Below are 23,683 nucleotides of genomic sequence, written 5' to 3'. Positions count from 1 at the left end.
AGATGGCTTCTGGTCACACCTAGCCAATCCCTCCGTACCTTTGAATAAGACGTCGTGCAATACGAGACGCTTCAGTACCTGCTTGTCTCTAAACCTGCTTGTCTCTAAAGCTCATCTTATTTTTTGTGTGCGCCTGAGCTTTTGGAGTTGACGCACCTCAAATCAAGACACAATGTACGCGGTCACTTTCGATTGAAAGTGAACCAACTGCATAAACGACGTATCTCATGTATGGGTGCATCCCTTTAGTGCTGGTTCATAACTTTACATAGGACCTCTTTTAGATGAGTACACATTCTTATAAGGATTTGTTGGCGCAACGCGAGGCTCTTGAGCAGCAGATTGCTGCCGCCCGCAAGACTGAAGTCGCAGACGCGGTGCAAAAAATCAAAGGCTTGATCGAGGCTTTCGGGCTGACACAGGATGATGTCTTCCCTGCCGCCAAGCAAAAACCAAAACGCGAGGCTGGCTCTGTGGCTCCAAAATATCGTGACCCAACCACAGGCCAGACTTGGTCCGGTCGAGGAAAGCCTCCGAACTGGATCAAAGATCAAGATCGTTCTCAGTTTGAGATTTGAAAGTGGCCCTAGCGGCCACTTTTTATTTCTCCCGACTGCCGCGGCGACCAGTCTTGCTCGCCCACTGGCGATTCTCTCAACACTGCCCCGGAGACTCCTCACTCTTGGCCCAGTTGTAAATCGCCGATTCGCCACGCTCTCGCTGATTCGCATCGCCGCCAACCGCGCACTCCTGCCGCCGGACTTCCATCTCAAAGTCCTTGAAGCATGCCCGGATTGCTGAATCCGGTCGTTGATGCTAATGGCGGCCTTGCCTTTGATTTCCTTGGGCTTTTCAGCCGTCAGCTCGTACTGCTCCCACTCGAGCGACACACCATAGTCTTCGGTCTCCCAGCGGCTGTACCCTACCGTATCGATCCATCTGTGCCCAAGCAAGCTGCTCGATGTAAGCGTCGCCTGTCATTCACAGATATGCCGCTGATAGGGTCAGCCACGCCGTGAGCAAGGCCACATTCAGCGGGCTGCGACAAGGGGCTTGCCCACATGCCCCAGCTGGGCTTCCGGCCCGAGTCCAGAAACTTCAAGCCATTTGAGCAGCCTGAGAAGATCAAGTCGCTCAGGAGGAAGCCGGATGCAGCGATAGCCTCGCCACATCGCTCGCTTTCGTGTGCCGAACCCTAGTCGAACACCACTCCTGAAAACTGCTCAATCTTCATTCAAGGCTGGGTGTTTTTATAAGGTTCTCCAAATTGATATGGCTCAAGAATTCAAAAGAAAAAAGCGATCTCTTGTTGAGAGATCGACCGTAAAAATTCTCAGCTACTTGAATTCAGCCTCTTTGTAATGCGTCTTGATCGTATCAACAACGCTGAAAAAGAACGCTATTTATCTGCTGGCTACTGAATATCACATTGCTCTGCCGAACTAGCAAACGGACGCTTCAAGGCCAAGCAACACACAGAATTTCGAGAATTTCGACTCCTCTGCAATGTGAAGCAATGACAACAAATAAAACAAATCGCATATTGTTTGTATATTTGAGCTTGTATCCCTCAGTTTGCATGTTGATGGACCCTGCACACTCCTCCTATCCGGAGTGTCTGGATCCCTTGCATGGATGGTGATGTCAGCCTAGGCCCGCGGCAAGTGAAAATGGCTTGTGCGGCCTGCATCTAGCGTAGGAGCGCGTTCTATGGTGCGGAGGTCTAGTTTCGAGTCCAAGGTTGTCACAGCATTTGGAACGGCTGCGCTGGTAGTGATCGCGATGGCACTATCGACGTGGGAAGTTGCAAATGATGCAGCCAAAGCCGCCCAAATGGTGACACATGCACACCAGTTGCTCAACAATATAGACCGCGTCAGAGGCTACTCTCTCCAATCTGAACTAACCACTCAAAATTTCCGTCTGACAGGTAATGCCGAGCATATTGCCGAGCGAAATGCAGCGATGGCTGAGCGAGAGCTTTCGCTGGAAAAAATACGGCAACTAACGATCGATAATCCAGATCAACAACGTCGCTGGACAGAGCTGCGTAAAGTCATTGACCAGCGCATGGCAGCTGCACGCCAAATTGAAAAATTGCGCAATACCCAAGGTCAGAAGGCAGCAAATGCATTTGCTGCCGCAACTACGCTTGCATCCACGCGTTTGCGCACCTATGAATTGCTGAGCGAGATGGATACCGAGGCGCGCCTGCGACTCGCTCTGGAAGAGGCCGAGCACAAGCAAGCGCGTCATAAGCTGGTGATGGCTGGAGCATTGGTCGCTGTGGCACTTATCTTGCTGTTGGGTTCCTCCTATCTTCTGATAAGACGTCAATTGCGCGAAACAGAAGCCAGTCAGCGTGCTCTGGCTGACAATGAAGAAAGCCTTGTGACTACCTTGCACTCGATCGGCGATGCAGTACTCGCAACAGACACTGAAGGGCGAATCACTCGCATGAATTCAGTGGCCGAACAGCTCACAGGCTGGAGTATCAATGAGGCTCAAGGCCGCTCTATCGAGGAAGTATTCAATATCATTCATGAGCAGACCCGCGAGCCTGCTCATATTCCTGTAGCAACGGTGTTAGCCACCGGGGAAGTGCAAGTACTTGCCGACTACACCTCAATCATTGCCAGAGATGGCACCGAACGTCCAATCTCTGATAGCGCCGCCCCCATCCGCGACTCCAAAGGCCAACTACGAGGTGCTGTACTAGTCTTTAGGGACGTTACTTTGGAGCGAAAGGCACAACGGATCATCCGTGAGCAAAACGCGTCACTTGAAGCTGACGTGCACCAACGCACTTTGCAATGGCATGAGATTCAAAGCCATTTGCACAACGTCATCAGCGCCGTTCCGGCGCTGATTGCCTACGTTAATGCACAACAGCACTACGAGTACGTCAACACTCAGTACCGGGAGTGCTTTGCACCTGACCGCGAAGACATCACGGGTGAGTCGGTAAGAAAAATCCTCGGAGAGGAACGCTATGTTGTTGCCAATGATTTGATCGGCAAGGTCCTCGCAGGAGAGCCGCAAACATATGATTGGCAGCCCTTTCCAGGAGTTTGGCAGACTATTCAGTATGTTCCCAAACACCAAGCCGATGGAACGGTTGCTGGCTATTACGTACTGGGCACCGATATTACTGAGCGCAAGCACTATGAAGAACGTATCCAGACGCTCAATGGGGAACTCGAACAACGAGTGCATGAGTTAGAGCATATTGGCCGCGGACTGCGAACCTTGAGTGCCGGTAATCGCACCATGCTACGAGCCAGCGAAGAACAGAGTCTGCTTGAAAACATGTGCCGAGCCATCGTGGCTGCAGGAGGCTATGGCATGGCTGCAGTCTGGTATTCGGGTGACGAGCCAGATCAACAACTACGTCCGATGGCCGAGTGCAATTATCCAGGCGGTATAGAAGCACTTCGCAGTCTAGGACTCATAGCAGCCGATACGGAGCTAGGCCAAAGTCTGACAGCTAGCGCAATTCGCAGCGGCAAGGTTCAATTTGTCCGAGACATGCGCGTAGATTCCAACCATGTTCGATGGAGCGACAAGCTTGGTGAACTGAAATCAGGCGTATCTTGCCCTTTATTGGTTGAGGGCGAAGTCATTGGCGCACTATCCATTTATGACACCGAACCAGACGCGTTCGGCGAAGATGAAATCGCATTGCTGACCGAGTCAGCGGACGATCTAGCCTTTGGCATTTCCATTCTGCGTACACGCTCAGAACAACTACGTGTACAAGCAGAGATGAATCATATGCTGCGCCATGATCCCTTGACTGGACTACCCAATTCGATTGAATTCAGGGAAGTGCTGACTGCGACAATTGAGGGAAGCTCTTCGCATCCAGAACCAATCGCGGCTTTGCAATTCAATATTGAACGCCTTCGAGAAATCAACGAGGTGCTAGGTTTCTCTAATGGGGACCAGATTCTTAGAGACTTCGGAGAGCGCCTAAGGCAAAGCATTCCCGATTCTGCACATATTGCTCGTTTACGCGGAGACGAATTCGCGGTATTAGCGCCCACTCTGGATAGAGGTTCCGCCGTAGCCTTGGCCGAAGAGTTGGAAAAAACCATCTCCCGCCCTTTCCCTATCGCAGATATTGAATTGGATGTCAGTGCAAGAGCTGGCATAGCTTTGTTTCCCGAACACGGCACAACTGCCGATGAACTATTGCGTCAAATGGGAAAGGCCACCCATCAAGCCAAGGCCCGCGGACTGAGCCAGTGCGTATTCGACCCGTCGCATCAGAAAAATCAAGCGGGACGCTTGACCATGGCAGGAGAACTTCGGCGAGCCATTGCAGGCAATCAGCTGCGGCTATTTTTACAGCCAAAAGTTGATTTTTCCTCCGGGCAAATCTGTGGAGCAGAGGCCTTGGTACGCTGGATGCATCCAATTAAAGGACTAATTCCTCCCGGATTGTTTATCGACCTGGCTGAGCAAACAGGCTTGATCAAGCCTTTGACGGAATGGGTCATTGTCGCAGCCCTTGATCTGCTGCAGAGCTGGCAGGCAAAAAGTTGTGCTGTTCCTATTGCAATCAATCTCTCCGCGCGAAACTTCAGAGATGAACAGCTTTTCGCCAAGTATCGCCAATGGCATTCAGAGCGCTCTGTGTCAACCGGACTATTGGAAATCGAGATTACGGAAAGCACCGTAATGGAGCATGCTGAATATGCTCTACGAGCACTGAGCGAGATGAGCGATGCTGGGATTCCTCTTTATGTGGATGATTTTGGAACAGGGTACTCCTCATTGAGCTATCTACAAAAACTACCAGTAGATTACATCAAGATCGACCAATCATTCGTTTCTGCAATGCATCGCGATCGGGATTCTGCCACGATTGTGCGCTCCACCATTGATCTCGTACATGATCTCGGACGGAAGACAGTTGCCGAAGGTGTGGAGACCAAAGAGCACTGGGATCTGCTCAAGGATCTTGGCTGTGATATTGCACAAGGCTACTACATCGCCAAACCTATGCCTTCCAGCGATTTCCAGAAATGGGCCGAAGATTTCAGAACATCTCAGTCACGGGATAGTTCATCCTTTTCAAGATAATCCATTACATTGAAATTACGCGCCCAATAACAAAGAAACAGGTATTTTCAACATCAATAAATCCTCAAGACAGCAGAATCATGCTGTGCATAGATACGCCTGAAATTTTATTCTGACAAATTCAATGATGACAGACGAAAACTAATAATCTATAGCGAGTAAATTAATCTGACGTTTGCAACGCCTAGCCACTTTGAATCTGCACTTCGCAACTTCATAGCTGATTACATTCTCACTCCCGACCTCATACGAGATTGCAAGTTCTCGAATTTGAAAGCGTCGAGTCGGGCATCTCTTTTTTAGATGGCATTCAAAGGTCGAAACCCAAGAGCAACTGCCGACCTTATAGTTTCCGGCCTCAGACTGAAGGCCAAGCACACAAGAAGTGCTTCAAATGCGCACCACGCAAAAAAGCAAGTGCGCCAGTGGCACTATGCTGATCGCTATCGTCTATGGGTTCAACTGGTCAGTGCAACACAATGACTGCCTCTGGCGCAAGAAGTGTTGGCATGAAGCAAAGACCGCGGATTTACTACACTGAAAATCCAAAGAGCCACACTTTGCCCCCAAACAGACTCCCCAACACCCGCTGTCGGTCCGATCTCGCTGCCCAATTCACTTACCTCGGACCACTTACCTCGGACTACTACGCCTGCCACCATGACACCTGACCAATATCTTGCGCATTTGCATGCTGTGTATGCTGCATTCCAGCTGCGCTTTCACCCCTTGCCGCCGGCCAGCGAACAGGATCTGGCCGCTTTGGCGGCCGCGCTGGGGCCTCTGGATGCCGATCTTGCCGCATTCTGGCGCCTGACTGCAGGCAGCAGCACCGACAGCACCCAACCCTTGTTTCAGCGGCCAGGCTTTGTGGATGCTCTGGACCTTCTCACTCCACCGCAGGCCATGGCCCAGGCACTCCGCATGGAAAAGCGAGCCCAGCGCATGTGGGATCTGGCCGGCCCCGCGTCCCAGGACCCTCGCCTGAGCGGGCGCTGGTGGCACTCCGGCTGGCAGCCGTTTGCCAGCTTCTATGGCGACATCGTGCTAATGGCCGATCATCATCCCGGTCCTGAAGGACAGCGCGGCCAGATCATTGCCTATGTGCACGACCCCGACCAGGTCTGCTGGATTGCCCCCAGCTTCTCAGCCTATCTTCAAGCGTCCGCCGACTCGATTGACGATGACAGAGAAGAATTTTTGAATGGTCCGCTGGACGAGCAAGAATAAGCGGAGCTCTGAGCTACGCCCCGGCCTGAAGGCAGTAACTGGACAGCGTGGCCGAGTCCATGAAGGCCTCTTCAAAGTAAACACGGCGGGCCAGGTCCTGCTCAGCCGCCCCCACCACCACCATCAGCGGCAGCAGATGCTCCTCCCGCGGATGGGCCGTACGCGCGCCGGGGGCCCGATCCCAATCGGCCAGCCGCTGGCTGCGCGCGGCAGGTGTCATCTGCATCAGCGTCTCGGCCAACCAATCGTCAAACAGCTTGGAAGGCGCCCGCCCCACGGGGCCGAAGCTACGCATATTGTGATAGCTGGAGCCGCTGCCAATGATGAGAACTCCCTCGTCACGCAACGGGGCCAGCGCACGACCCACGGCCAGGTGTTCTGCAGCGTTCAGATTGCTGCGCAGGCTGAGCTCAAGCACGGGCACATCGGCCTGCGGATAGATCACAGCCATGGGCACAAACATGCCATGGTCGTAGCCGCGCTGGTCGTCAGCCCGCACGTCCTCTCCAGCCTGCGCCAGCAACTGCTGCACCCTGCCTGCCAGCTCAGTCGAGCCGGGCGCACGGTAATGCAGGTTATAGGTTTGCGGCGGAAAGCCGCCATAATCATACAGCATGCCAGGATGGGCGGAACTCTGCACGGTGAAAACCGGCTCCTCCCAATGGGCTGAGATCAGCAACACGGCCCGGGGCCTGCGCGCCAGTTGGCGCGGGATATCGCGCAAGCCCTCGGCCATCAGCGCATGCCAGTCGTGCATCTCCGGCACCCAGGGCCAGGGGCCGGCGCCATGGCAGAGAAAGTACACGGGCATGCGAGCGCCTGCCTCCATTGGCCCGGAAACCGCCTGACTGCCCACGCCTTCGCGCTCCTCCATGCCAGTATCTCCCATGCATCAATAGGTCATCAAAAACATAGCTGCCTGCACTTTCCGCATCAAAACTGGAGACCTAAAACTCCTCATTCTTAGCAGACAGGCATAAAAAAACCTCCTTGCGGAGGTTTTTGCCAACGATCAGGTCCGAGCCGTGCAGCCGCAGACCTGATACCGTATTGCCGTGATCAGGCAGCGAAGTTGGCTTCGGCGAACTTCCAGTTCACCAGCTTTTCCAGGAAGGTTTCGACAAACTTGGGACGCAGGTTGCGGTAGTCGATGTAGTAAGCGTGTTCCCACACGTCCACGGTCAGCAGCGCCTTGTCGGCGGTGGTCAGGGGGGTACCGGCAGCGCCCATGTTGACGATGTCCACAGAACCGTCGGCCTTCTTCACCAGCCAGGTCCAGCCGGAACCGAAGTTGCCGGCAGCGGAAGCCACGAAAGCCTTCTTGAACTCGGCGTAGGAGCCCCACTTCTTGTTGATGGCATCAGCCAGAGCACCTGTAGGTTCTGCTCCGCCGTTGGGGGTCATGCAGTTCCAGAAGAAAGTGTGGTTCCAGATCTGGGCAGCGTTGTTGTAGATGCCGCCGGAAGACTTCTTGACGACTTCTTCCAGGTCCATGTTTTCGAATTCGGTGCCCTTTTGCAGGTTGTTCAGGTTCACCACATAGGCGTTATGGTGCTTGCCATGGTGGAATTCCAGGGTTTCCTGGCTGTAACCGAACGGAGCCAGTGCATCGATAGCGTATGGCAGGGGGGGCAGAGTGCGTTCCATGATGGTTTTCCTCGTGGTTGAAATTTTTGGGGGCCGTCCAGTGCCAAGGCGCCTGAGCGGTGACCGCTGTGCCGGCCGGCACATTGCTGTACTACAGACGTCAAGTATTGCACTAACCGAACCATTGTAGAAAGAACTGAGAGGCTGCGGGCCACTCATCAGGACTATTGCGCACGCAGCCAAAAGCATGCGCTCACGGCTTACAGCGCATGAACACTGGCCCCTGTTGCATTGCCTGCGCCGATTGCAAAAGAGTTCTGATGAAGAACCCGGTTAGCGTGCAGGTGTTTTGCAGCCAGCTTGTGGCTGGCGAGCATCAAAGCAGGCGCGGCTGAGTGACCACCACATCCACCGCGCCGTCCGACAACTGAGCCTTCAGTGCCGTCCCCGGAACGGCCTGCCTGACCTGGGTCACAGGCCTGCCCTGCTGATCCGTCAGCAAGGCATAGCCGCGCTGCAACACCAGGCGCGGGTCCAGCAGTTGCAAGCGCAGGTCGATACGATCCAGCGTTTGCCTTTGCTGCTCCAGACTGCGCTGGAAGATATTGGGAAAATTGACCTGTATCGCTTGCTGGTTCTGCGCAAGCCGCTGCAACTTCAATAGCATGGAGTGGCGCAGGCGCTGTGCCTGACGGCTGAGCTGCAGCTGATTGCGCGCCAACTGCTCGCTGGGCCGCCCCAAACGCTGTGCAGCGATATCCAGGCGCTGGGCCTGGCGGTCCAGCACACGCTGCACGGCATTGTCCAGACGGTCCTGCATCAGACCCAGAGCCCCCAGCCAAACCTCGCGCGGCTGGGCTGCCAGCTCGGCCGCAGCCGTGGGCGTGGGCGCACGCAGGTCGGCGCAAAAATCGGCAATGGTGAAGTCGGTTTCGTGACCCACGCCGCTGATCAGCGGCACCGGGCTTTGCACAATGGTGCGCGCCAGCTGTTCGTCGTTGAAGGCCCACAGGTCTTCCAGCGAGCCGCCACCGCGCACCAGCAAGATGGTGTCTATCACCGGCTGCCGTGCAGATTCAACACGCAAGTCGCCGCTTACCTCTTGTCCCTCTTGTGCCAAGCGATACAGTTTTGATAGCGCCTGCACAAGCGACTGCGGCGCCTGGACCCCCTGCACCAGGGCCGGAACAATTACCACCGGGATATGCGGAACGCGGCGGCGCAACGCCGTCACCACATCGTGCAAGGCTGCCGCCCCCAGGGAAGTGACCAGGCCAATGCCGCGAGGCAAAGGCGGCAGCGGCCTCTTGCGCGCAGGGTCGAACAGTCCCTCGGACTCCAGCTGGGCCTTGAGGCGCAGAAACTGCTCGAACAGGGCCCCCTGTCCGGCTCGCTGCATGCTCTCCACCACCAGTTGCAGATCGCCACGCTGCTCGTAGACGCCTAGACGCCCTCTGACTTCGACCAGCTCGCCATCACGTGGCGAGAAACCGACCTGCTCGGCCGCACGACGGAACATGGCACAGCGAATCTGCCCGCTCGCGTCCTTGAGGTTGAAATAGCAATGCCCGCTGGCAGCGCGCGAAAAGCCACTGAGCTCGCCGCGCACCGCGACCGGATTGAAGCGCGCCTGCAAGGCATCGCCAATAGCGTGGCATAGCGCGCCAACTTCCCACACATGCGGCGTGGTTGCTGAGTTTGGACGTTCAAACATTGAATTCATGCGGTGTCAGCGAGGTCTTACGCGGGCCTGATTCTCCACAGATGTCGGCGTCCAGCCTTGTCGGCGACAAAGCCAGAAAAATCCTAAACAACACATGAGGAACATCATCCATCTTATTGATTTAAAACAACTTATAAGGCTTCACACAGGTGTCAAACTCGTAACAAGCCTTTAAAGCGAAGCAGATAACTGCCCGGCATAGCAACTAGATCACAAAGTTATCCACAGATTTCTGTGATATACGCGAAAGCATTCGCAAAGAATCGCAAGCACTTTGTGCCTGCTCTGCCGCTCCAAGCTCCTTGCGCTTCAAGCGCTGCCGCACGATCTTGCTGCGCTGGCTCAAGCCTGCCGTATGAGGCCTGTAAAAACGGGTCGCAGCGGCACGGCAGTGGGTCATAATCGTCGGCTGCAATTTCTGAACGACGAGGGAGAGCAACGTTGCTGTCGATCATACAAGCCGCAGGATGGCCTATCTGGCCTTTGATTGCCTGCTCGATTCTGGCCCTGGCCCTGATTTTTGAGCGCTTTGCCTCGCTGAAAGCCAGCAAGGTCGCGCCGACCAATCTGCTCAATGAAGCGATTTCGGTCTCCACCAAGCACCTGCCCAGCGCTGAAACCACCCAGCAACTGGCCCAAAGCTCGGTATTGGGTGAGGTTCTGGCCACTGGTCTGCGTACCCGCCAGGCACATCCCGAAAGCAGCGAGGAAGAGCTGCGCTCGGCCATGGAGGGCGCGGGCCGCGCCGCCGCCCACAAGCTGGAAAAGTATTTGAGCGCCCTGGCCACCATTGCCTCGGCCGCGCCGCTGCTGGGCCTGTTGGGCACGGTGATCGGCATGATCGAGATTTTCGGCTCCCAGCCCGGAGCCAGCTCCGGCGCCGGCAACCCCGCCCAGCTCGCCCATGGCATCTCGATTGCGCTCTACAACACGGCATTCGGCCTGATGGTGGCCATTCCGTCGTTGATCTTCTGGCGCTATTTCCGCGCCCGTGTGGACGGCTATCTGCTGGGCATGGAACTGGCGTCCGAGCAGTTCGTGCGCCATCTGGGTCGCATCAAGCCTGCCAAGTAAGAAGCGGAACGCATCCATCATGAACTTCCGTCCTCGTCACCGCGATGAGCCCGAGATCAATCTGATCGCCTTCATCGACGTGCTGCTGGTGGTGCTGATCTTTTTGATGCTCTCCACCACTTACAGCAAGTTCACCGAGCTGCAGCTGACCTTGCCCGTGGCCGACACCGAGCAGCAACGCGATCGCCCCAAGGAAATCATCGTCGGCGTCTCTGCTGATGGCCGCTACTCCGTCAACAAGCAAGGCGTGGACGACCGCAGCGTCTCCTCTGTTGCCGCAGCCCTGTCCGGTGCGGCAACAGCGGGCAATGACAGCGTGGTCATCATCAGTGCCGATGCCAACTCCCCGCACCAGTCGGTGGTGACCGTCATGGAGGCGGCACGCCACGCCGGTCTGTCGCAGATCACGTTTGCGACCCAGTCATCAGTCACCGCAGGCAAGGCCAACTAGGCGCACCCTCCTCCAGCCCCTTATGGGTGAAATACAAAAAAACGGGCCATCTGGCCCGTTTTTCTTTACCCTCGCGTCCTGACTCAGGCCTGCAGGCCCAGCGCCGTCAGATCCAGCTTGCCACCAGAAACCGGCGGACACCAGAAATAGCAGCCCGTCAGCGGCCTTGAGAAACGAAACAGCCCGTCGCTAATGCCGTCATCCATGCCCAGCATGCGGCGCATCTGAGCCTCGAAAGCGTCAAAGCTGCAACCAAAGGCGGAGAACATCAAGCCGCTGCGATCACTGCCCTGCGGGCTGACGCTCCACCAGGGCATTGAGCGGCGCACCACAAAGGCTTCCGGCTCAAAGCTCTCCTGCGCCGTGCGCTTGACATGGGCCGATTCAGGGGCATCGTCCAGTTCCTCGTTGTCGCTGCGGCGACGACCCACGGCATGGTCCTGCTCCATGGTGCTCATGCAGCCAAAGGCAGAGTAGTCATGTTGCCACTGCTGCAAGGCCCAGTAGCTGCAGCCGTCCATGCCTGCCCCCTGCTCTGCCGCAATGCCGGCTGCCACGGCCTCATCGTCCTCGGGGTTCTCGGTGCCGTCTTCATAACCGGTCAGATCACGGCCGTGACCGTTGTCCGAACGCTGGTGCACAAAGGCATCCACGGTGTGATCAAGCTTGAAGACCGGTGCCAGCAAGTTGGTCAGCTTGGCCGTCAGAGCGATCAGCTCACCGCGTTGATCGCCGCGCAGCCACAGGCACAGCGCATAAGGTGTGCTGGGTGCTTCGAACTGCGGGCCCTTGAGGTGCGGGAACTCGCGCATCAGCGGCAGTTTCTTGTCCAGTTGCTGCAGCACCTGCAGGCCCAGACCCGCCACTACCTGCTGACCGTCAACACTGGTCTGCAATTTCTTCAGACTGTTCTGCAAATCTGCACCTGCACCGACCAGGGTGAAGAAAACATAGCGCCCCTGTTCAGGAAGAGACGCCAGAATGCCTGCTTGTGCTTTTGTCATGGGGTTGCCGATTCAATTGATGGAAAACACATCAAAGTTTAGTAGCGAATCAGCAGCGCCCCGCCAAGCCTTGAGCCGCTTGCCGGATTTGAAAAAATTCAGCCTCAGGCGCAAAAAAGTCGCGACTTTGCCCAAACCACCATTTTTCCGCTGCTAGAATTCATCCCATCGACGACAGGCGCGTAGCTCAGCTGGTTAGAGCACCACCTTGACATGGTGGGGGTCGTTGGTTCGAGTCCAATCGCGCCTACCAAACATCGCAAGCAAAACCAGAGCTTGCAAGCAAGACAGCCCGCTAAAAAGCGGGCTTTTTTGTTTCTGCCCCTCTCCTGGGGTGCCGACGCATGGATCACGCCATGCATTGAGCTCGGGCCGTCAATGTCGCGCTCTGCGTCGTTTTCACGCTCCGTCAGGGATGGTCGGCTCCACCAGGAGGGCAAGCAACTGCAGCGACTCCTGCCAGCCCAGATAGCAGGCCTGCTCGAGAATCACGTCGGGAACGCCCTCCTGCACCACATGCAGCTCGGTGCCACAAAACACGGCTTTCAAGTTCACGGTGGTGATCATTTCACCCGGCAGATTCGGGTCCTCGAAGCGGTCGGTATGGCGTATGCGCTGGCCTGGCACCAGCTCCAGAAACTCGCCGCCAAAGCTGTTTTGACTGTTGGCGGAAAAATTGATGAAGCTCATGCGATAGCGGCCCCCCACACGGGCGTCAAATTCATGCACCTGCGCCGCAAAACCATGGGGCGGCAACCACTTGACCATGGCTTCGGGGGTCGTGAAGGCCCGATAGACGCGTTCGGGCGGAGCTTTGATCACACGGTGCAGTCGAATGGTCTGTGGCATGCGAGACTCCTGAGGTAGAGGCCGCAAGCTTAGCTCTCATCACAATGACTGGCTACCAGCTTCTCGAGAATGCGCTCATCAGCCGCTGCGTCAAAACAAGCACCACTACCGCAAACTCCATTGACCGGTCCTCGACATTCACAGAACCCGATGAAGGATTCGCCGACTTTAGGCAGATGGCTGTCCATGGCGCGCGATGACGAGGTCGTCATCGACGCCGCCGACATCAACCATGAGGCATCGTCCAATCTGTGGTGCTTTTCTCCGTGCGATGACGAGTCCCAGGGTCTCAGTGCTGCAGCTCTTGTCGATTTCATCAACCAGGTCATGACAGCCAGGCGAGAGAAATTGAGCGGAAGTTCATCCATGCTTTTCTATTGCTGGCATGACGCACAGACGAGGCAGCTACGCTTGAGTCTTGTCTCCAGCACACATGGCCGGCTGCCTTTCGGCGGCGCCATTAACCCCTCTGCAGAGCTCGCCGCCGTCGCAGAACATGTCGTCAAGAAGGACTGGCTCAATGCCGACTGGGGCAAGACTGGGCCGAACGGCCCTGGTGCAAAAACAGCCTTGAGCCTGCCCATGTTCGTTGCCAACCTTTAGCAGCCAAGCCCAGCCTTCAGACTCATCACTGCCCAGGCCAGTCACCGGCCTGAACGCTCCCGCCGCAATTCAGAAGCTGCCCACGGACATAGGGCAGGGAACATGGCACACTGTGGCAAACAGCAGCGAGAGCAATGCGGACCGGAGCATCGCTTTGCTAGTCGCAAGCTAGTCTCAGCCTCATGAAAACTGCCCCGGGAGTTCGTATGGGCAAAGGCAAACCAGACGCCGCAGTGGCGTTTTCAGCTATCGCATCCCCGCTTGTCGACTCGGCAGTCGAACAGGCCCGGCACATAGCCCGAGAGCCCGCCGCCGAGGGGATTCATCAATTGCGCGTTGCGCTGCGCAACCTGCTGACACTATGGTGGCTCTACCGCCCCCTGATGGGCGCCGAGGAATATGCACGGCAGCGCGGCTGCCTGAAATCGATTGCCGGCGCAGCAGGCAAGGCCCGCGATTACGACATTCTGATCGAGCTGCTGAGCCGTCATGGCAAATGCAGTGCAGCCGGCATTGCCGCAATATACGTCGCTCGCGAGGCGGCCTTGCAGGCTGGCAGAGAAATCCTGTCACCTCCGCATATACAGACATGCCTGCTGAAAACGCTGACACAAACAGAGGCAGGCTTGCGCGCCAAGCCTCGCCAGCTGCGATTGGGAGCACTTGCCGAAGCACGGATCGCAAAATCCAGGCGGCAATTGCACCAACGCATCAAGCGGGCGATAACAGCGAACAAGCCAGATATCGAAGCATTTCACGATGTCAGAAAAGCCGGCAAGAAAACTCGTTATCTGCTGGAGCTATTCGGACCTCTGCTGCCCAAAGATCATCACCGTCTGCTCAAACGCCTCAAGAAAATCCAGCAACCTCTCGGAGAGCTGAATGATCTTGCCGCCAGCGAAAGCCTGCTACGCCAGAACCTGCGCCTGATCTCCACACCGGATCAAGCGAAAAAGCTAGAACGCTGGCTCAAGAGAAAACGCAAACGTCGCCAGAGTACTCTGGCCTGCACGCTGCGGCAGGATTGGCAGTCCAAGCGGCCCGGTTAAGGGCCTAATACGGCACCACTATCAGTCCCACACAGGAGCCAGGCCTTCGGGACTGACTTCTCGCCCGTTACGCTCCAGCGCGGCGATCAGCGCCATGTCTTCGGCATCCAGCTTGAGGTCGCGCGCCAGCAGGTTGCTGGCCAGGTTCTCGCGCTTGGTCGACGAGGGAATCACCGCATAACCCAGCTGCAGCGCCCAGGCCAGGGCCACCTGCGCCACCGTGGCGTTGTGCTTGGCCGCGATCTGCGCCAGCACCGGGTCCTTGAGCACCTTGCCGTAGGCCAGGGTCATATAGGAAGTGACCTGAATGCCCTGCTCCTTCAAAAAGGCGGTCAGCTTGTGGCTCTGCAGATAGGGGCTCAGCTCGATCTGGTTGGTGGCAATCTCGCCCTGGCCCACGGCGGCGATGGCCTGCTTGGTCAGTTCGATATTGAAGTTGGAGATACCGATCTGGCGGGTCAGGCCCTGGGCCTTGGCCTCGGCCAGCGCCTCCATGTACTCGGACAGCTCCACGCCGTTGCCGGGGGCAGGCCAGTGGATCAGAGTCAGGTCCACATAGTCCGTACGCAGCTTTTTCAGGCTGTCCTGCAGGCTGGAGATCAGCTTGGCTTTGCTGTAGTTCTCGACCCAGATCTTGGTGGTGACGAACAGATCGCCACGTGCCACGTCGCTCTCGGCAATCGCCTGACCGACTTCGGCTTCGTTGCCATAGATCTGAGCCGTGTCGACAGCGCGGTAACCCACATCGAGTGCATTGCGCACGGAATCGATCACGGTCTGACCGGAGAGGCGGAAGGTACCGACGCCGAAGAAAGGAATATGGCTCATGAAATAACTCCTGAATGAGATTGAAGACGGCAGCCAGTCCTGAGCTTGCATGTCTGCTATCAGGCCAGGCTTTTCCGATGCCTGAAGTTTGCCCAACCCATATTTGTAGATTAAGCCCTGTATTTCACAAATTCTTTTGAAATTAAATCAAATATAAAAACTCGAATCTTGCGCCAGCAGTGACCAGTCTTCATCATCTTTGATGGCAACACGTGCCCCAGCAGAAATGACTGCCATGCCCACCGCGGGAATGCTGGCTTGGACGCCATCGGCAATCACCAACAGTCGGTCCACAGAGGTGAATTCGGCAATGCGCCGGTGACCAGGGCAAACAGAGCCACAGACGATCTCCCAGGGCGGTGCACTCGGTTGATATTTGCAGATCAAGCTTGGCATCTCCTCAATTTTTTGAACTGAATTCAACAATGAAGACCACGCTCGATGAATTGCAGGCCTTTGTGGCCGTCGTGGACACGGGGTCCATTACGGCCGCTTCGGAGCTGCTGGGCCTGACAATTTCGGCTACCAGCCGCACGCTGGGACGCCTGGAAGAAAAGCTGCAGACCACGCTGCTGCGCCGCACGACCAGACGTCTGGAACTCACCGAGGAAGGAGCCACCTTCTTGCAGCATGCCCGTGCCATTCTTGCATCGGTGGACGAAGCGGAGGAGCTGATGGCGGCGCGGCGCATGCGGCCAGCGGGAAGATTGCGTGTCGATGCAGCCACCCCCTTCATGCTGCATGTGCTGGTGCCGCCGATTGCAGGATTTCGTGCGCGCTACCCCGAGGTGGAACTGGAGCTGAACTCCAACGAAGGCATCATCGAGCTGCTCGAAAGGCGCACCGACGTGGCCTTTCGCATCGGCGTGCTCAAAGACTCCACGCTGCACGCCCGCCCTGTGCGGCATCAGTCGCATTCGCGTGCTGGCCAGCCCGGCCTATCTCAAGCGCCACGGCATGCCCGCCAGTCCGACACAGCTCGCCCAGCACAGCCTGCTGGGCTTTACCCAGCCCGAGTCGCTCAACGACTGGCCGCTGCGCGACGCCGACGGCAACTCCGTGCGCATTCGCCCGGACATTGCCTCCCCCAGCGGCGAGACACTCCGGCAAATGGCGCTGGCCGGCCTGGGCATAGTCTGCCTGTCGGACTCCATGACCCGCACAGACCGCGAGCAAGGAAATCTGGTGCAGCTGCTCGGCAAGCAGACACTGGACATCTGCCAGCCCGTCAATGCGGTCTACTATCGAAACACCGCACTGGCGGCGCGCATCACCTGCTTTGTGGACCATGTGGTGGAAACGCTGGGCAGCCGTCCCTTCGGGACCTGAGCGACGCAAGCCGGCGAATCAAAGACGATGGCGGCTGTCATACCTGTGTCGCGATGACGCTGCGCAATGGGCTTGCCGCGAGGCTGTACCGCCTCAGCCCCCGCAAAGGCTGCGCTGCTTTTGAATTGAACGCCGTGACTGCACGGTTTGCTTAGAGAGGTGCATGTGATCAGCATTTTGGGCATCGTTCTTTCACTCGGTCTGCTCATCACTTTGGCCTATCGCGGCGTCAGCGTGCTGCTGCTGGCACCACTGACAGCCCTGCTGGCCGTGGCCTTCGGTGCACCGGAGCTGATGCTGGCCAGCTACACCCAGATCTTCATGGTCAGCCTTGGCGGCTTTGTCATCGCCTACTTTCCGCTGTTCTTGCTGGGCGCGGTCTTCGGCAAGCTGATGGAAGCCTCGGGGGCAGCTCACATCATTGCCCATGGCATTGCGGCAGCACTGGGCGAGCGGCGCGCCATACTCGCCGTGGTGCTGGCCTGCGCCGTTCTCACCTACGGTGGTGTTTCCTTGTTTGTCGTGGCCTTTGCGGTGTATCCCATCGCCCAGGCGCTTTTTCGGCGTGCCGACATCCCGCGCCGCCTCATGCCGGCCACGATTGCGCTGGGAGCCTTTACCTTCACCATGACGGCGCTGCCCGGCACGCCGGCCATCCAGAACGCGATTCCCATGCCCTATTTCGGCACCACGCCGTTTGCCGCGCCGGGACTGGGCCTGATCGCCGCAGCCGTGATGCTGATGCTCGGCCTGTGGTGGCTGCACTGGCGCAGCGCGCAGGCGCGCTCCAGAGGCGAAGGCTTTACCGCCGAGGATGAAGCCCAGCAGCCGGCGGACGAACTTGCTCCAGCAGCAGAGGCCGCCCCCAGCCATCTGGAGCTGGGCAAGGCCTTGCTGCCTGTTGCCGTGGTGATCGCTCTGAACTATCTTTTATCGGTGCATGTGCTTGCAGGTCTGGACACGCGCTATCTGGCCGAGGCCCGTTTCGGTGCCACCAGCATCGAGGCGCTGCGCGGCATCTGGGCCGTGATTGCGGCCCTGACCGCGGCAATCTGCCTGCTGGTTGCCCTGTGGTGGGGCCGCCTGCCACAGCTCAAGCAACTGCTCGACCAAGGCGCCAGCGCCTCGGCCCTGCCGCTGCTGAACACGGCCTCCCAGGTCGGTTATGGTGCTGTCATCGCCTCGCTGGCAGGCTTCACGCTGATACGCGATGCGGTGCTGAACATCTACCCGGACAACCCGCTGATCTCGATGTCGATCGCCATCAATATTCTGGCCGGCATCACCGGCTCGGCCTCGGGCGGCATGAGCATTGCCCTCCAGACCCTGGGCAGCACCTGGCTGCAGATGGGTGAAGCCGCCGGCCTGTCGCCCCAGTTGCTGCACCGCGTCACGGCCGTCGCCACGGGCGGACTGGACACCTTGCCGCACAACGGCGCCGTCATCACCCTGCTGGGCATCTGCGGGCTCACGCATCGCCAGTCCTATCTGGACATTGCCATGGTGGCTATCGTCCCGGCCGTCGCTGCCCTTGCCGTCATCGTGGCGCTGGGCAGCCTGTTTGGCAGTTTTTGATCCCGAGCTCCCGGGATCAGGGCCCAGGTATTTGCGCATCACGCAGGCCCGTTGGCTGCGGGAACTCCGGCCGCGCCCGTATGATCCCAACCCCTATGCCTCAAAACACCGCCCAAGCATCCTCCTCGCAACATGGCTTGCGCGCCCTCTGGCGCCAGCGTGGAGCGGGTGCCTGGCTGCTGTGGCCGCTATCGCTGCTCTATGGAGTGCTGCAGGCATGGAACGCCAGGCGCATGCTCGGCCACCAGCAAAGCACGGGGCTGCCAGTCATCGTCGTCGGCAATGTGATTGCGGGCGGCGCGGGCAAGACCCCTGTGACTCAGGCCGTGGTGGCCCACCTCAAGGCCAGGGGCTGGCAGCCGGCCATCATCTCGCGCGGTTATGGCCGCAGGATCGAGAACGGGCAGGATTGCCGCGAAGCCCTGCCGGACAGCCCCGCCAGCGAAGTCGGCGACGAGCCCGCCCTACTGGCGCGCAGCACCGGCGTGCCGGTCTTTGTCGCCTCCAGACGTCTGGAGGCAGCGCAAGCGCTGCGCCAGCGCTACCCGCAGGTCGATGTGATCGTGAGCGATGACGGCCTGCAACATCTGGCCCTGGCACGCGATGTGGAGCTGTGCGTCTTCAATGATGAAGGAGTCGGAAACGGCTTTCTGCTGCCCGCAGGCCCGTTGCGCGAGCCCTGGCCCCGCCCGGTGACGGCCACACTGCATGCGGGCCAGCCGCCCAGGCCACCGGGCAAGGCCCCCACGTTCGCGCTGCAGCGCAACCTGGCCGACACCGCCCACAACGGCCATGGCCAGAGCATCCCGCTGCGCAGTCTGGCCGACCAGAGCCCGGAGGCCGTGGCCGCCGTGGCACGCCCCGAGTCTTTTTTTGCCATGCTGGCCGCCCAGGGCATCACTGCGGCAGCGACCCAGGCCTTGCCCGATCACTATGATTTCGAGAGCTTCTCGCGCAAGCTGGGAAACGACAAGCCCTTGATTTGCACCGAAAAGGACGCCGTCAAGCTCTGGCGCAGGCATCCCGAAGCCTGGGCCGTGCCCCTGCAGCTGCAGCTGCCGCAGGCCTTCTGGGAACTGCTGGACGCGCAGCTGGCCAAGGCCAACGCCAATATTCGCCGCGATGGCAAGCCAGCCTGACTATCATTGAGCCTATGGATCGGCCTCGGCTGATCACCCCTTTTTTGCAGCGCCAGCCCCCTGCTGGCGCCCTCATCCCGTTTTGCAGGAATATTCCATGGACGCCAAACTTCTCGAACTGCTGGTCTGCCCCGTCACCAAGGGCCCGCTGCGCTTTGACCGCGAGCATCAGGAGCTGATCAGCCACAGCGCGCGTCTGGCCTATCCCGTGCGCGACGGCATCCCTGTGCTGCTGGAAAACGAAGCCCGCACCCTGTCCGACGACGAGCTGGAAGAAGAAAAGCAATAAGCCATGAGCTATACGGTACTGATCCCGGCCCGCCTGTCCTCGACCCGTCTGCCCGGCAAGCCCCTGGCCGATATTGCCGGCCTGCCGATGGTGGTGCGCGTGGCCCAGCGCGCGGCTCTGGCCGGCGCAGCCCGCTGCGTGGTGGCGGCCGACGACGAGAGCATTGTGGCGGCCTGCGCCCGGCATGGCGTTCAGGCCATCCTGACCCGCAAGGATCATCCAAGCGGCAGCGACCGTCTGGCCGAAGCCTGTGCGCAACTGGGCCTGTCCGGCGACGATGTGGTCGTCAATGTGCAGGGCGACGAGCCGCTGATCGACCCCAAGCTGATCGAGGCTGTGGCGCAACTGCTGCTGGCCCGTCCCGAAGCCAGCATGGGCACGGCAGCTCATCCTATTGATAGCCTGACGGATTACCGCAACCCGAACGTGGTGAAGGTGGTCTGTGACGCCAAGGGTCTGGCCAGCTATTTCAGCCGCGCCCCAATCCCCTGCTCACGCGACCACGGCGATGAAGCCTGGTGGCAGACGGCGGCCCCCAGGGCCGGTCACACAGGTTTCACACCGCTGCGCCATATTGGCATCTACAGCTACAAGGCCGGTTTTCTGCGCGAGTTCCCGCAACTGGCACCCGCGCCGACCGAAGCCATGGAGCAGCTGGAGCAGCTGCGCGCCCTCTGGCACGGCCACCGCATTGCCGTGCATATCACGCCCGATGCACCGGGTGCCGGCGTCGACACGCCCGAAGACCTGGAGCGCGTGCGCGCTGTTTTTGCTGGTTGAAAAAAAGACCTGCGCACTTTGGCGACACCGGTGCGCAGGCTGTCTTCATCCAGGGCTGCTCAGGCATCAAGCCGGCAGCTGCCCAGTCCACGCGCTCAGTCCCAAAGGGCCCCGGGCCAGTCCAGGAAAGCGCTGATCGCTATACTTTCCGCATAGTCCGAATAGCATATGTAACGGCTTCGGCACCTGGATTACAACTACAGCAATCGCGTTTGCAGCGGATACATGCCTTCAATTGGCCGCACTTGTGACAGCCTTGACTGAATTGTGTAAGCCTGTGTTGGTCTTGTGCGTGCTATCCTTGCCCGCGAAAAAATACGGCCCGGGGACTACAGACGACCACCCGTCTGCCTGGGCCAGCAAGAATTTCTACTCTCCTCAAGGATTTCCATGAAACTGATTTTGTTGGGTGCACCCGGCGCCGGCAAAGGCACTCAGGCGGCCTTTATTTGCCAAAAGTACGGTATCCCTCAAATCTCCACGGGCGACATGCTGCGCGCGGCCGTCAAGGCTGGCACCCCTCTGGGTCTGCAAGCCAAGGCCGTGATGGACGCCGGCCAGCTGGTCAGCGACGATCTGATCATCAACCTGGTCAAGGAACGCATTGCTCAGCCCGACTGCGCCAAGGGTTTCCTGTTTGACGGCTTCCCCCGCACCATCCCCCAGGCCGATGCCATGAAGGCCGCCGGCGTGAAGCTGGACTATGTGCTGGAAATCGATGTGCCCTTCGACGCCATCATCGAACGCATGAGCGGCCGCCGCAGCCACCCCGCCTCGGGACGTACCTACCACGTCAAGTTCAACCCTCCCAAGGTGGAAGGCAAGGACGATGTGACCGGTGAAGACCTGGTTCAGCGCGAAGACGACAAGGAAGAAACCGTCAAGAAGCGCCTGGACGTCTACAGCAGCCAGACACGTCCTCTGGTGGACTACTACAGCAACTGGGCCAAGGCCGATGCAGCAGCGGCCCCCAAGTACCGCGCCATCAGCGGCACAGGCAGCGTGGAAGAAATCACCGAACGCGCTCTGGCCGCTCTGGCTTCCTGATCGCCCTGATCACTCGCTCATGGAGCCTTGCCGACTTTCGCGGCCAGGCATCTCTGGGCAAAAAAGGCCGGTGTCTTCACCGGCCTTTTTTGTTTTTGAAGCTCGCGCTCCCGGCCTTCCGGCCGGCGGGATAGCTGCACCAAGGATGGCATTGCAGCCATCAATATTCATAGCTGCCTGCGCCTAAATTCATTGAACTTCAGACCCAAACACCATAAATACTCTTTATTAACGCAGGCCAGAAGCTCTCATAATAAGAGCATCAATCCAATGCGTGAGGCCAGCCCATCAGCTCCAGCATCAGGCTGATTCTGGCCTTGACCGCCGGCAGGCTGCTCACACGGCCATCCTGCGCTCCCTCGGCCTGCACCACCTGCCCCTCCTCGCACCGGGTCGTGATGCGCAAAGCCATGTCCTGCGCCTGCGCCCAGTCCAGCGCCGGCCCCAATGCCTGATGGACCGTGCCATTGCCCGTGCCCACCACCACCACGGCACGCACGCCTTCCGCATGCCAGGCCTGAACCACCGCCAGCGCAACGGCACTGTTGCAGCCGGCATGACTGTGCAGCAGCTCCACCAGGGGCCAGTGATCTGCGGGCGGTAAAGCGATTGCAGTGGAGCTGGCCGCAACGACCGGCAGCCCGCCCGTTGCCCAGCGCAGCCGCCCCTCTTCCACCCAGCCCAGCGGACCGGCGCCGCTGCCATCAAAGGCATCCACACGGTAGGGATGCACCTTGCGCACCTGGCGTGCGCTGAACACCCGGCCCGCCACCACGGCAAGCACACCGCGGCCAGCAGCCTGCGTATCGGCCGCACAGGCCACGGCATCACGCAGATTGCCCGGGCCGTCGGCCGAAATGGCTGTGGCCGGGCGCATGGCGCAGGTCAACACCACGGGCTTAGTCGGGCGCAGAACGCATTGCAGAAACCAGGCGGTTTCCTCCAGGGTGTCGGTGCCGTGGGTGATGACAATGCCGCTCACATCATCACGCGCGAGCAGCTCTGCACAGCGCAGCGCGAGTGCATGCCAGGTGGCGTGATCCATATCCTTGCTGTCCAGCTGCGCCAGCTGCTCCGCCTGCAGAGATGCAGCAGCAACGCGCTCCAGGTCCGGCACAGCCTGCAGCAGCTGAGCCACGCCCAGCTGGGCCGCACGGTAGCCCACGCTGGCGCCAGCCTGCTCTGCGACACCGGCAATCGTGCCACCGGTGCCCAGGATGACGATATTTTTGTCACGTTCCACTTGCAGTCCTCTTCAAACTGATTAAAAATACAGGTACTGGATGAACACACAGTATTCATCATCGACCGATCAAGGAATGCCCATGGACCACCCCAAGCTCACTCCCCGCCAGCAGCAGATTCTGGACCTCATCCAGTCCACCATCGCTCGCACGGGTGCGCCCCCTACCCGGGCCGAGATTGCCAGTACCTTTGGCTTCAAGTCGGCCAATGCTGCAGAAGAGCATTTGCAGGCACTGGCGCGCAAGGGCGTCATCGATCTGGTCAGCGGCACATCGCGCGGCATTCGCCTGCGCGCCGATACCGTGCGCACCATCAATGCGGCACGCGGTGCCAGCTTTGCGCTGCCGCTCACGGCCCTGGCTCCGCTGGTGCTTCCCCTGGTCGGCCGCGTCGCTGCCGGCTCGCCTATTCTGGCCCAGGAACATATCGATCAGAGCTATTCGGTCGAACCCAGCCTGTTTGCCGCCAAGCCCGATTACCTGCTCAAGGTGCGTGGCATGTCCATGCGTGACGCGGGCATCATGGACGGCGACCTGCTGGCGGTACAGGCTACGCATGAAGCGCGCAATGGCCAGATTGTGGTGGCCCGCCTCGGTGATGACGTTACCGTCAAGCGCTTCAAGCGCACGCCTCAGGGCATCGAGCTGCTGCCCGAGAACCCCGACTACAAGATCATTCACGTCGATCCTGAAGAGCCATTCGCCATCGAAGGCCTGGCCGTAGGCCTTATCCGCAACAGCATGTTCATGTAACGGGCAGACGGCGTCCCTCCGTCTATGCAGCGCAGGCACTG

General features: G+C 58.8%; 21 protein-coding genes, 1 tRNA gene and 1 pseudogene. 15 read left to right on the top strand and 8 right to left on the bottom strand.

All coding sequences use genetic code 11. From position 1 onward, the window contains the following. Positions 1-284: 284 nt before the first annotated feature. From JAO85_RS13275 to JAO85_RS13265, 3 genes are all read left to right on the top strand, one after another. Positions 285-578: an H-NS family nucleoid-associated regulatory protein gene (locus JAO85_RS13275; RefSeq protein WP_080746869.1), complete on the top strand. Its 294-nt coding sequence runs from the start codon at positions 285-287 to the stop codon at positions 576-578. Between the two features lie 1,132 nt (positions 579-1,710). Further along, positions 1,711-5,088, top strand: coding sequence for an EAL domain-containing protein (locus JAO85_RS13270; protein ID WP_202788235.1), 3,378 nt, complete (start codon positions 1,711-1,713; stop codon positions 5,086-5,088). Positions 5,089-5,748: 660 nt separating this feature from the next. After that, entirely contained in the window at positions 5,749-6,318 is a 570-nt protein-coding gene (locus tag JAO85_RS13265; protein ID WP_202788234.1) for an SMI1/KNR4 family protein, read from the top strand. A 13-nt stretch (positions 6,319-6,331) separates the two neighbouring features. Here the strand turns inward: JAO85_RS13265 and JAO85_RS13260 are convergent, their stop codons facing one another. The 3 genes from JAO85_RS13260 to xseA all read right to left on the bottom strand — a co-directional run bounded on the left by JAO85_RS13260 (position 6,332) and on the right by xseA (position 9,619). Continuing rightward, the gene (locus tag JAO85_RS13260; RefSeq protein ID WP_202788233.1) at positions 6,332-7,192 is read right to left on the bottom strand and encodes a class III extradiol ring-cleavage dioxygenase; all 861 of its coding nucleotides are present in this window, start codon (positions 7,190-7,192) and stop codon (positions 6,332-6,334) included. Positions 7,193-7,377: 185 nt separating this feature from the next. Next, positions 7,378-7,965: a superoxide dismutase gene (locus JAO85_RS13255; RefSeq protein ID WP_003054032.1), complete on the bottom strand. Its 588-nt coding sequence runs from the start codon at positions 7,963-7,965 to the stop codon at positions 7,378-7,380. 316 nt (positions 7,966-8,281) lie between these two features. Further along, positions 8,282-9,619 carry an exodeoxyribonuclease VII large subunit gene (gene xseA, locus JAO85_RS13250; RefSeq protein ID WP_202788232.1) on the bottom strand — a complete coding sequence of 446 codons (1,338 nt, stop codon included), beginning with the start codon at positions 9,617-9,619 and terminating at the stop codon, positions 8,282-8,284. Between the two features lie 450 nt (positions 9,620-10,069). Here xseA and JAO85_RS13245 point away from each other — a divergent pair, with 450 nt between their 5' ends. Further along, on the top strand, positions 10,070-10,702 hold the full coding sequence (locus JAO85_RS13245) for a MotA/TolQ/ExbB proton channel family protein (RefSeq protein ID WP_003062918.1): 633 nt from the start codon (positions 10,070-10,072) through the stop codon (positions 10,700-10,702). Between the two features lie 19 nt (positions 10,703-10,721). Further along, entirely contained in the window at positions 10,722-11,153 is a 432-nt protein-coding gene (locus JAO85_RS13240) for a biopolymer transporter ExbD (protein WP_202788231.1), read from the top strand. Positions 11,154-11,236: 83 nt separating this feature from the next. Here JAO85_RS13240 and JAO85_RS13235 read toward each other — a convergent pair whose 3' ends face one another. After that, positions 11,237-12,157, bottom strand: a complete 921-nt coding sequence (locus JAO85_RS13235; RefSeq protein WP_202788230.1) for a Dyp-type peroxidase — start codon at positions 12,155-12,157, stop codon at positions 11,237-11,239. Positions 12,158-12,333: 176 nt separating this feature from the next. Here JAO85_RS13235 and JAO85_RS13230 point away from each other — a divergent pair. After that, positions 12,334-12,410, top strand: a tRNA-Val gene (locus JAO85_RS13230). A 146-nt stretch (positions 12,411-12,556) separates the two neighbouring features. On the opposite strand, the gene JAO85_RS13225 is transcribed toward JAO85_RS13230, so the two are convergent. Then, entirely contained in the window at positions 12,557-13,006 is a 450-nt protein-coding gene (locus tag JAO85_RS13225; RefSeq protein ID WP_202788229.1) for an SRPBCC family protein, read from the bottom strand. 186 nt (positions 13,007-13,192) lie between these two features. Here JAO85_RS13225 and JAO85_RS13220 point away from each other — a divergent pair, with 186 nt between their 5' ends. Continuing rightward, the gene (locus JAO85_RS13220) at positions 13,193-13,609 is read left to right on the top strand and encodes a hypothetical protein (protein ID WP_039048986.1); all 417 of its coding nucleotides are present in this window, start codon (positions 13,193-13,195) and stop codon (positions 13,607-13,609) included. 206 nt (positions 13,610-13,815) lie between these two features. Then, positions 13,816-14,658, top strand: a complete 843-nt coding sequence (locus JAO85_RS13215) for a CHAD domain-containing protein (RefSeq protein WP_054075528.1) — start codon at positions 13,816-13,818, stop codon at positions 14,656-14,658. Positions 14,659-14,679: 21 nt separating this feature from the next. On the opposite strand, the gene dkgB is transcribed toward JAO85_RS13215, so the two are convergent. Next, positions 14,680-15,486 (bottom strand): 2,5-didehydrogluconate reductase DkgB, encoded by an 807-nt coding sequence (gene dkgB / locus JAO85_RS13210; protein ID WP_202788228.1) that lies wholly within the window; start codon positions 15,484-15,486, stop codon positions 14,680-14,682. A gap of 147 nt (positions 15,487-15,633) precedes the next feature. Beyond that, positions 15,634-15,909 carry a hypothetical protein gene (locus JAO85_RS13205; protein WP_202788227.1) on the bottom strand — a complete coding sequence of 92 codons (276 nt, stop codon included), beginning with the start codon at positions 15,907-15,909 and terminating at the stop codon, positions 15,634-15,636. Positions 15,910-15,911: 2 nt separating this feature from the next. Here JAO85_RS13205 and JAO85_RS13200 point away from each other — a divergent pair. The 6 genes and pseudogenes from JAO85_RS13200 to adk all read left to right on the top strand — a co-directional run bounded on the left by JAO85_RS13200 (position 15,912) and on the right by adk (position 21,645). Next, positions 15,912-16,815: pseudogene (locus tag JAO85_RS13200) on the top strand (LysR substrate-binding domain-containing protein). 165 nt (positions 16,816-16,980) lie between these two features. Continuing rightward, positions 16,981-18,390, top strand: a complete 1,410-nt coding sequence (locus JAO85_RS13195; RefSeq protein ID WP_034389778.1) for a GntP family permease — start codon at positions 16,981-16,983, stop codon at positions 18,388-18,390. 95 nt (positions 18,391-18,485) lie between these two features. Further along, a complete protein-coding gene (gene lpxK / locus JAO85_RS13190; protein WP_202788226.1) occupies positions 18,486-19,529 on the top strand; it encodes a tetraacyldisaccharide 4'-kinase in 1,044 nt (347 codons plus the stop codon). A gap of 97 nt (positions 19,530-19,626) precedes the next feature. Further along, positions 19,627-19,818, top strand: a complete 192-nt coding sequence (locus tag JAO85_RS13185) for a Trm112 family protein (RefSeq protein WP_003054006.1) — start codon at positions 19,627-19,629, stop codon at positions 19,816-19,818. A 3-nt stretch (positions 19,819-19,821) separates the two neighbouring features. Further along, complete coding sequence (gene kdsB / locus JAO85_RS13180) at positions 19,822-20,598, top strand: 3-deoxy-manno-octulosonate cytidylyltransferase (protein ID WP_034389710.1); 777 nt, start codon at positions 19,822-19,824, stop codon at positions 20,596-20,598. A gap of 390 nt (positions 20,599-20,988) precedes the next feature. Further along, positions 20,989-21,645, top strand: coding sequence for an adenylate kinase (gene adk, locus JAO85_RS13175; RefSeq protein WP_003062884.1), 657 nt, complete (start codon positions 20,989-20,991; stop codon positions 21,643-21,645). Between the two features lie 262 nt (positions 21,646-21,907). Here adk and JAO85_RS13170 read toward each other — a convergent pair whose 3' ends face one another. Continuing rightward, positions 21,908-22,888 carry an asparaginase gene (locus JAO85_RS13170; protein WP_202788225.1) on the bottom strand — a complete coding sequence of 327 codons (981 nt, stop codon included), beginning with the start codon at positions 22,886-22,888 and terminating at the stop codon, positions 21,908-21,910. 82 nt (positions 22,889-22,970) lie between these two features. On the opposite strand from JAO85_RS13170, the gene lexA reads away from it, so the two are divergent. After that, entirely contained in the window at positions 22,971-23,642 is a 672-nt protein-coding gene (lexA, locus tag JAO85_RS13165) for a transcriptional repressor LexA (protein WP_003053998.1), read from the top strand. Positions 23,643-23,683: the final 41 nt, after the last annotated feature.

Origin of the sequence: Comamonas sp. NyZ500 (genome assembly GCF_016772095.1) — a bacterium.
GTDB classification, from domain to species: domain Bacteria; phylum Pseudomonadota; class Gammaproteobacteria; order Burkholderiales; family Burkholderiaceae_C; genus Comamonas; species Comamonas thiooxydans.
The sequence above is the reverse complement of the archived record's forward strand: the minus strand, read 5'-3'. Positions and strand labels throughout refer to the sequence as shown.

Excerpts from the sequence above, each read along its gene's own strand:
- JAO85_RS13275 (WP_080746869.1), top strand. The coding sequence starts at position 285 with ATGAGTACACATTCTTATAAGGATTTGTTGGCGCAACGCGAGGCTCTT.
- JAO85_RS13270 (WP_202788235.1), top strand. The coding sequence starts at position 1,711 with ATGGTGCGGAGGTCTAGTTTCGAGTCCAAGGTTGTCACAGCATTTGGA.
- JAO85_RS13265 (WP_202788234.1), top strand. The coding sequence starts at position 5,749 with ATGACACCTGACCAATATCTTGCGCATTTGCATGCTGTGTATGCTGCA.
- JAO85_RS13260 (WP_202788233.1), bottom strand. The coding sequence starts at position 7,192 with ATGGAGGAGCGCGAAGGCGTGGGCAGTCAGGCGGTTTCCGGGCCAATG.
- JAO85_RS13255 (WP_003054032.1), bottom strand. The coding sequence starts at position 7,965 with ATGGAACGCACTCTGCCCCCCCTGCCATACGCTATCGATGCACTGGCT.
- xseA (WP_202788232.1), bottom strand. The coding sequence starts at position 9,619 with ATGTTTGAACGTCCAAACTCAGCAACCACGCCGCATGTGTGGGAAGTT.
- JAO85_RS13240 (WP_202788231.1), top strand. The coding sequence starts at position 10,722 with ATGAACTTCCGTCCTCGTCACCGCGATGAGCCCGAGATCAATCTGATC.
- JAO85_RS13235 (WP_202788230.1), bottom strand. The coding sequence starts at position 12,157 with ATGACAAAAGCACAAGCAGGCATTCTGGCGTCTCTTCCTGAACAGGGG.
- JAO85_RS13225 (WP_202788229.1), bottom strand. The coding sequence starts at position 13,006 with ATGCCACAGACCATTCGACTGCACCGTGTGATCAAAGCTCCGCCCGAA.
- JAO85_RS13220 (WP_039048986.1), top strand. The coding sequence starts at position 13,193 with ATGGCGCGCGATGACGAGGTCGTCATCGACGCCGCCGACATCAACCAT.
- JAO85_RS13215 (WP_054075528.1), top strand. The coding sequence starts at position 13,816 with ATGGGCAAAGGCAAACCAGACGCCGCAGTGGCGTTTTCAGCTATCGCA.
- dkgB (WP_202788228.1), bottom strand. The coding sequence starts at position 15,486 with ATGAGCCATATTCCTTTCTTCGGCGTCGGTACCTTCCGCCTCTCCGGT.
- lpxK (WP_202788226.1), top strand. The coding sequence starts at position 18,486 with ATGCCTCAAAACACCGCCCAAGCATCCTCCTCGCAACATGGCTTGCGC.
- JAO85_RS13185 (WP_003054006.1), top strand. The coding sequence starts at position 19,627 with ATGGACGCCAAACTTCTCGAACTGCTGGTCTGCCCCGTCACCAAGGGC.
- kdsB (WP_034389710.1), top strand. The coding sequence starts at position 19,822 with ATGAGCTATACGGTACTGATCCCGGCCCGCCTGTCCTCGACCCGTCTG.
- adk (WP_003062884.1), top strand. The coding sequence starts at position 20,989 with ATGAAACTGATTTTGTTGGGTGCACCCGGCGCCGGCAAAGGCACTCAG.
- lexA (WP_003053998.1), top strand. The coding sequence starts at position 22,971 with ATGGACCACCCCAAGCTCACTCCCCGCCAGCAGCAGATTCTGGACCTC.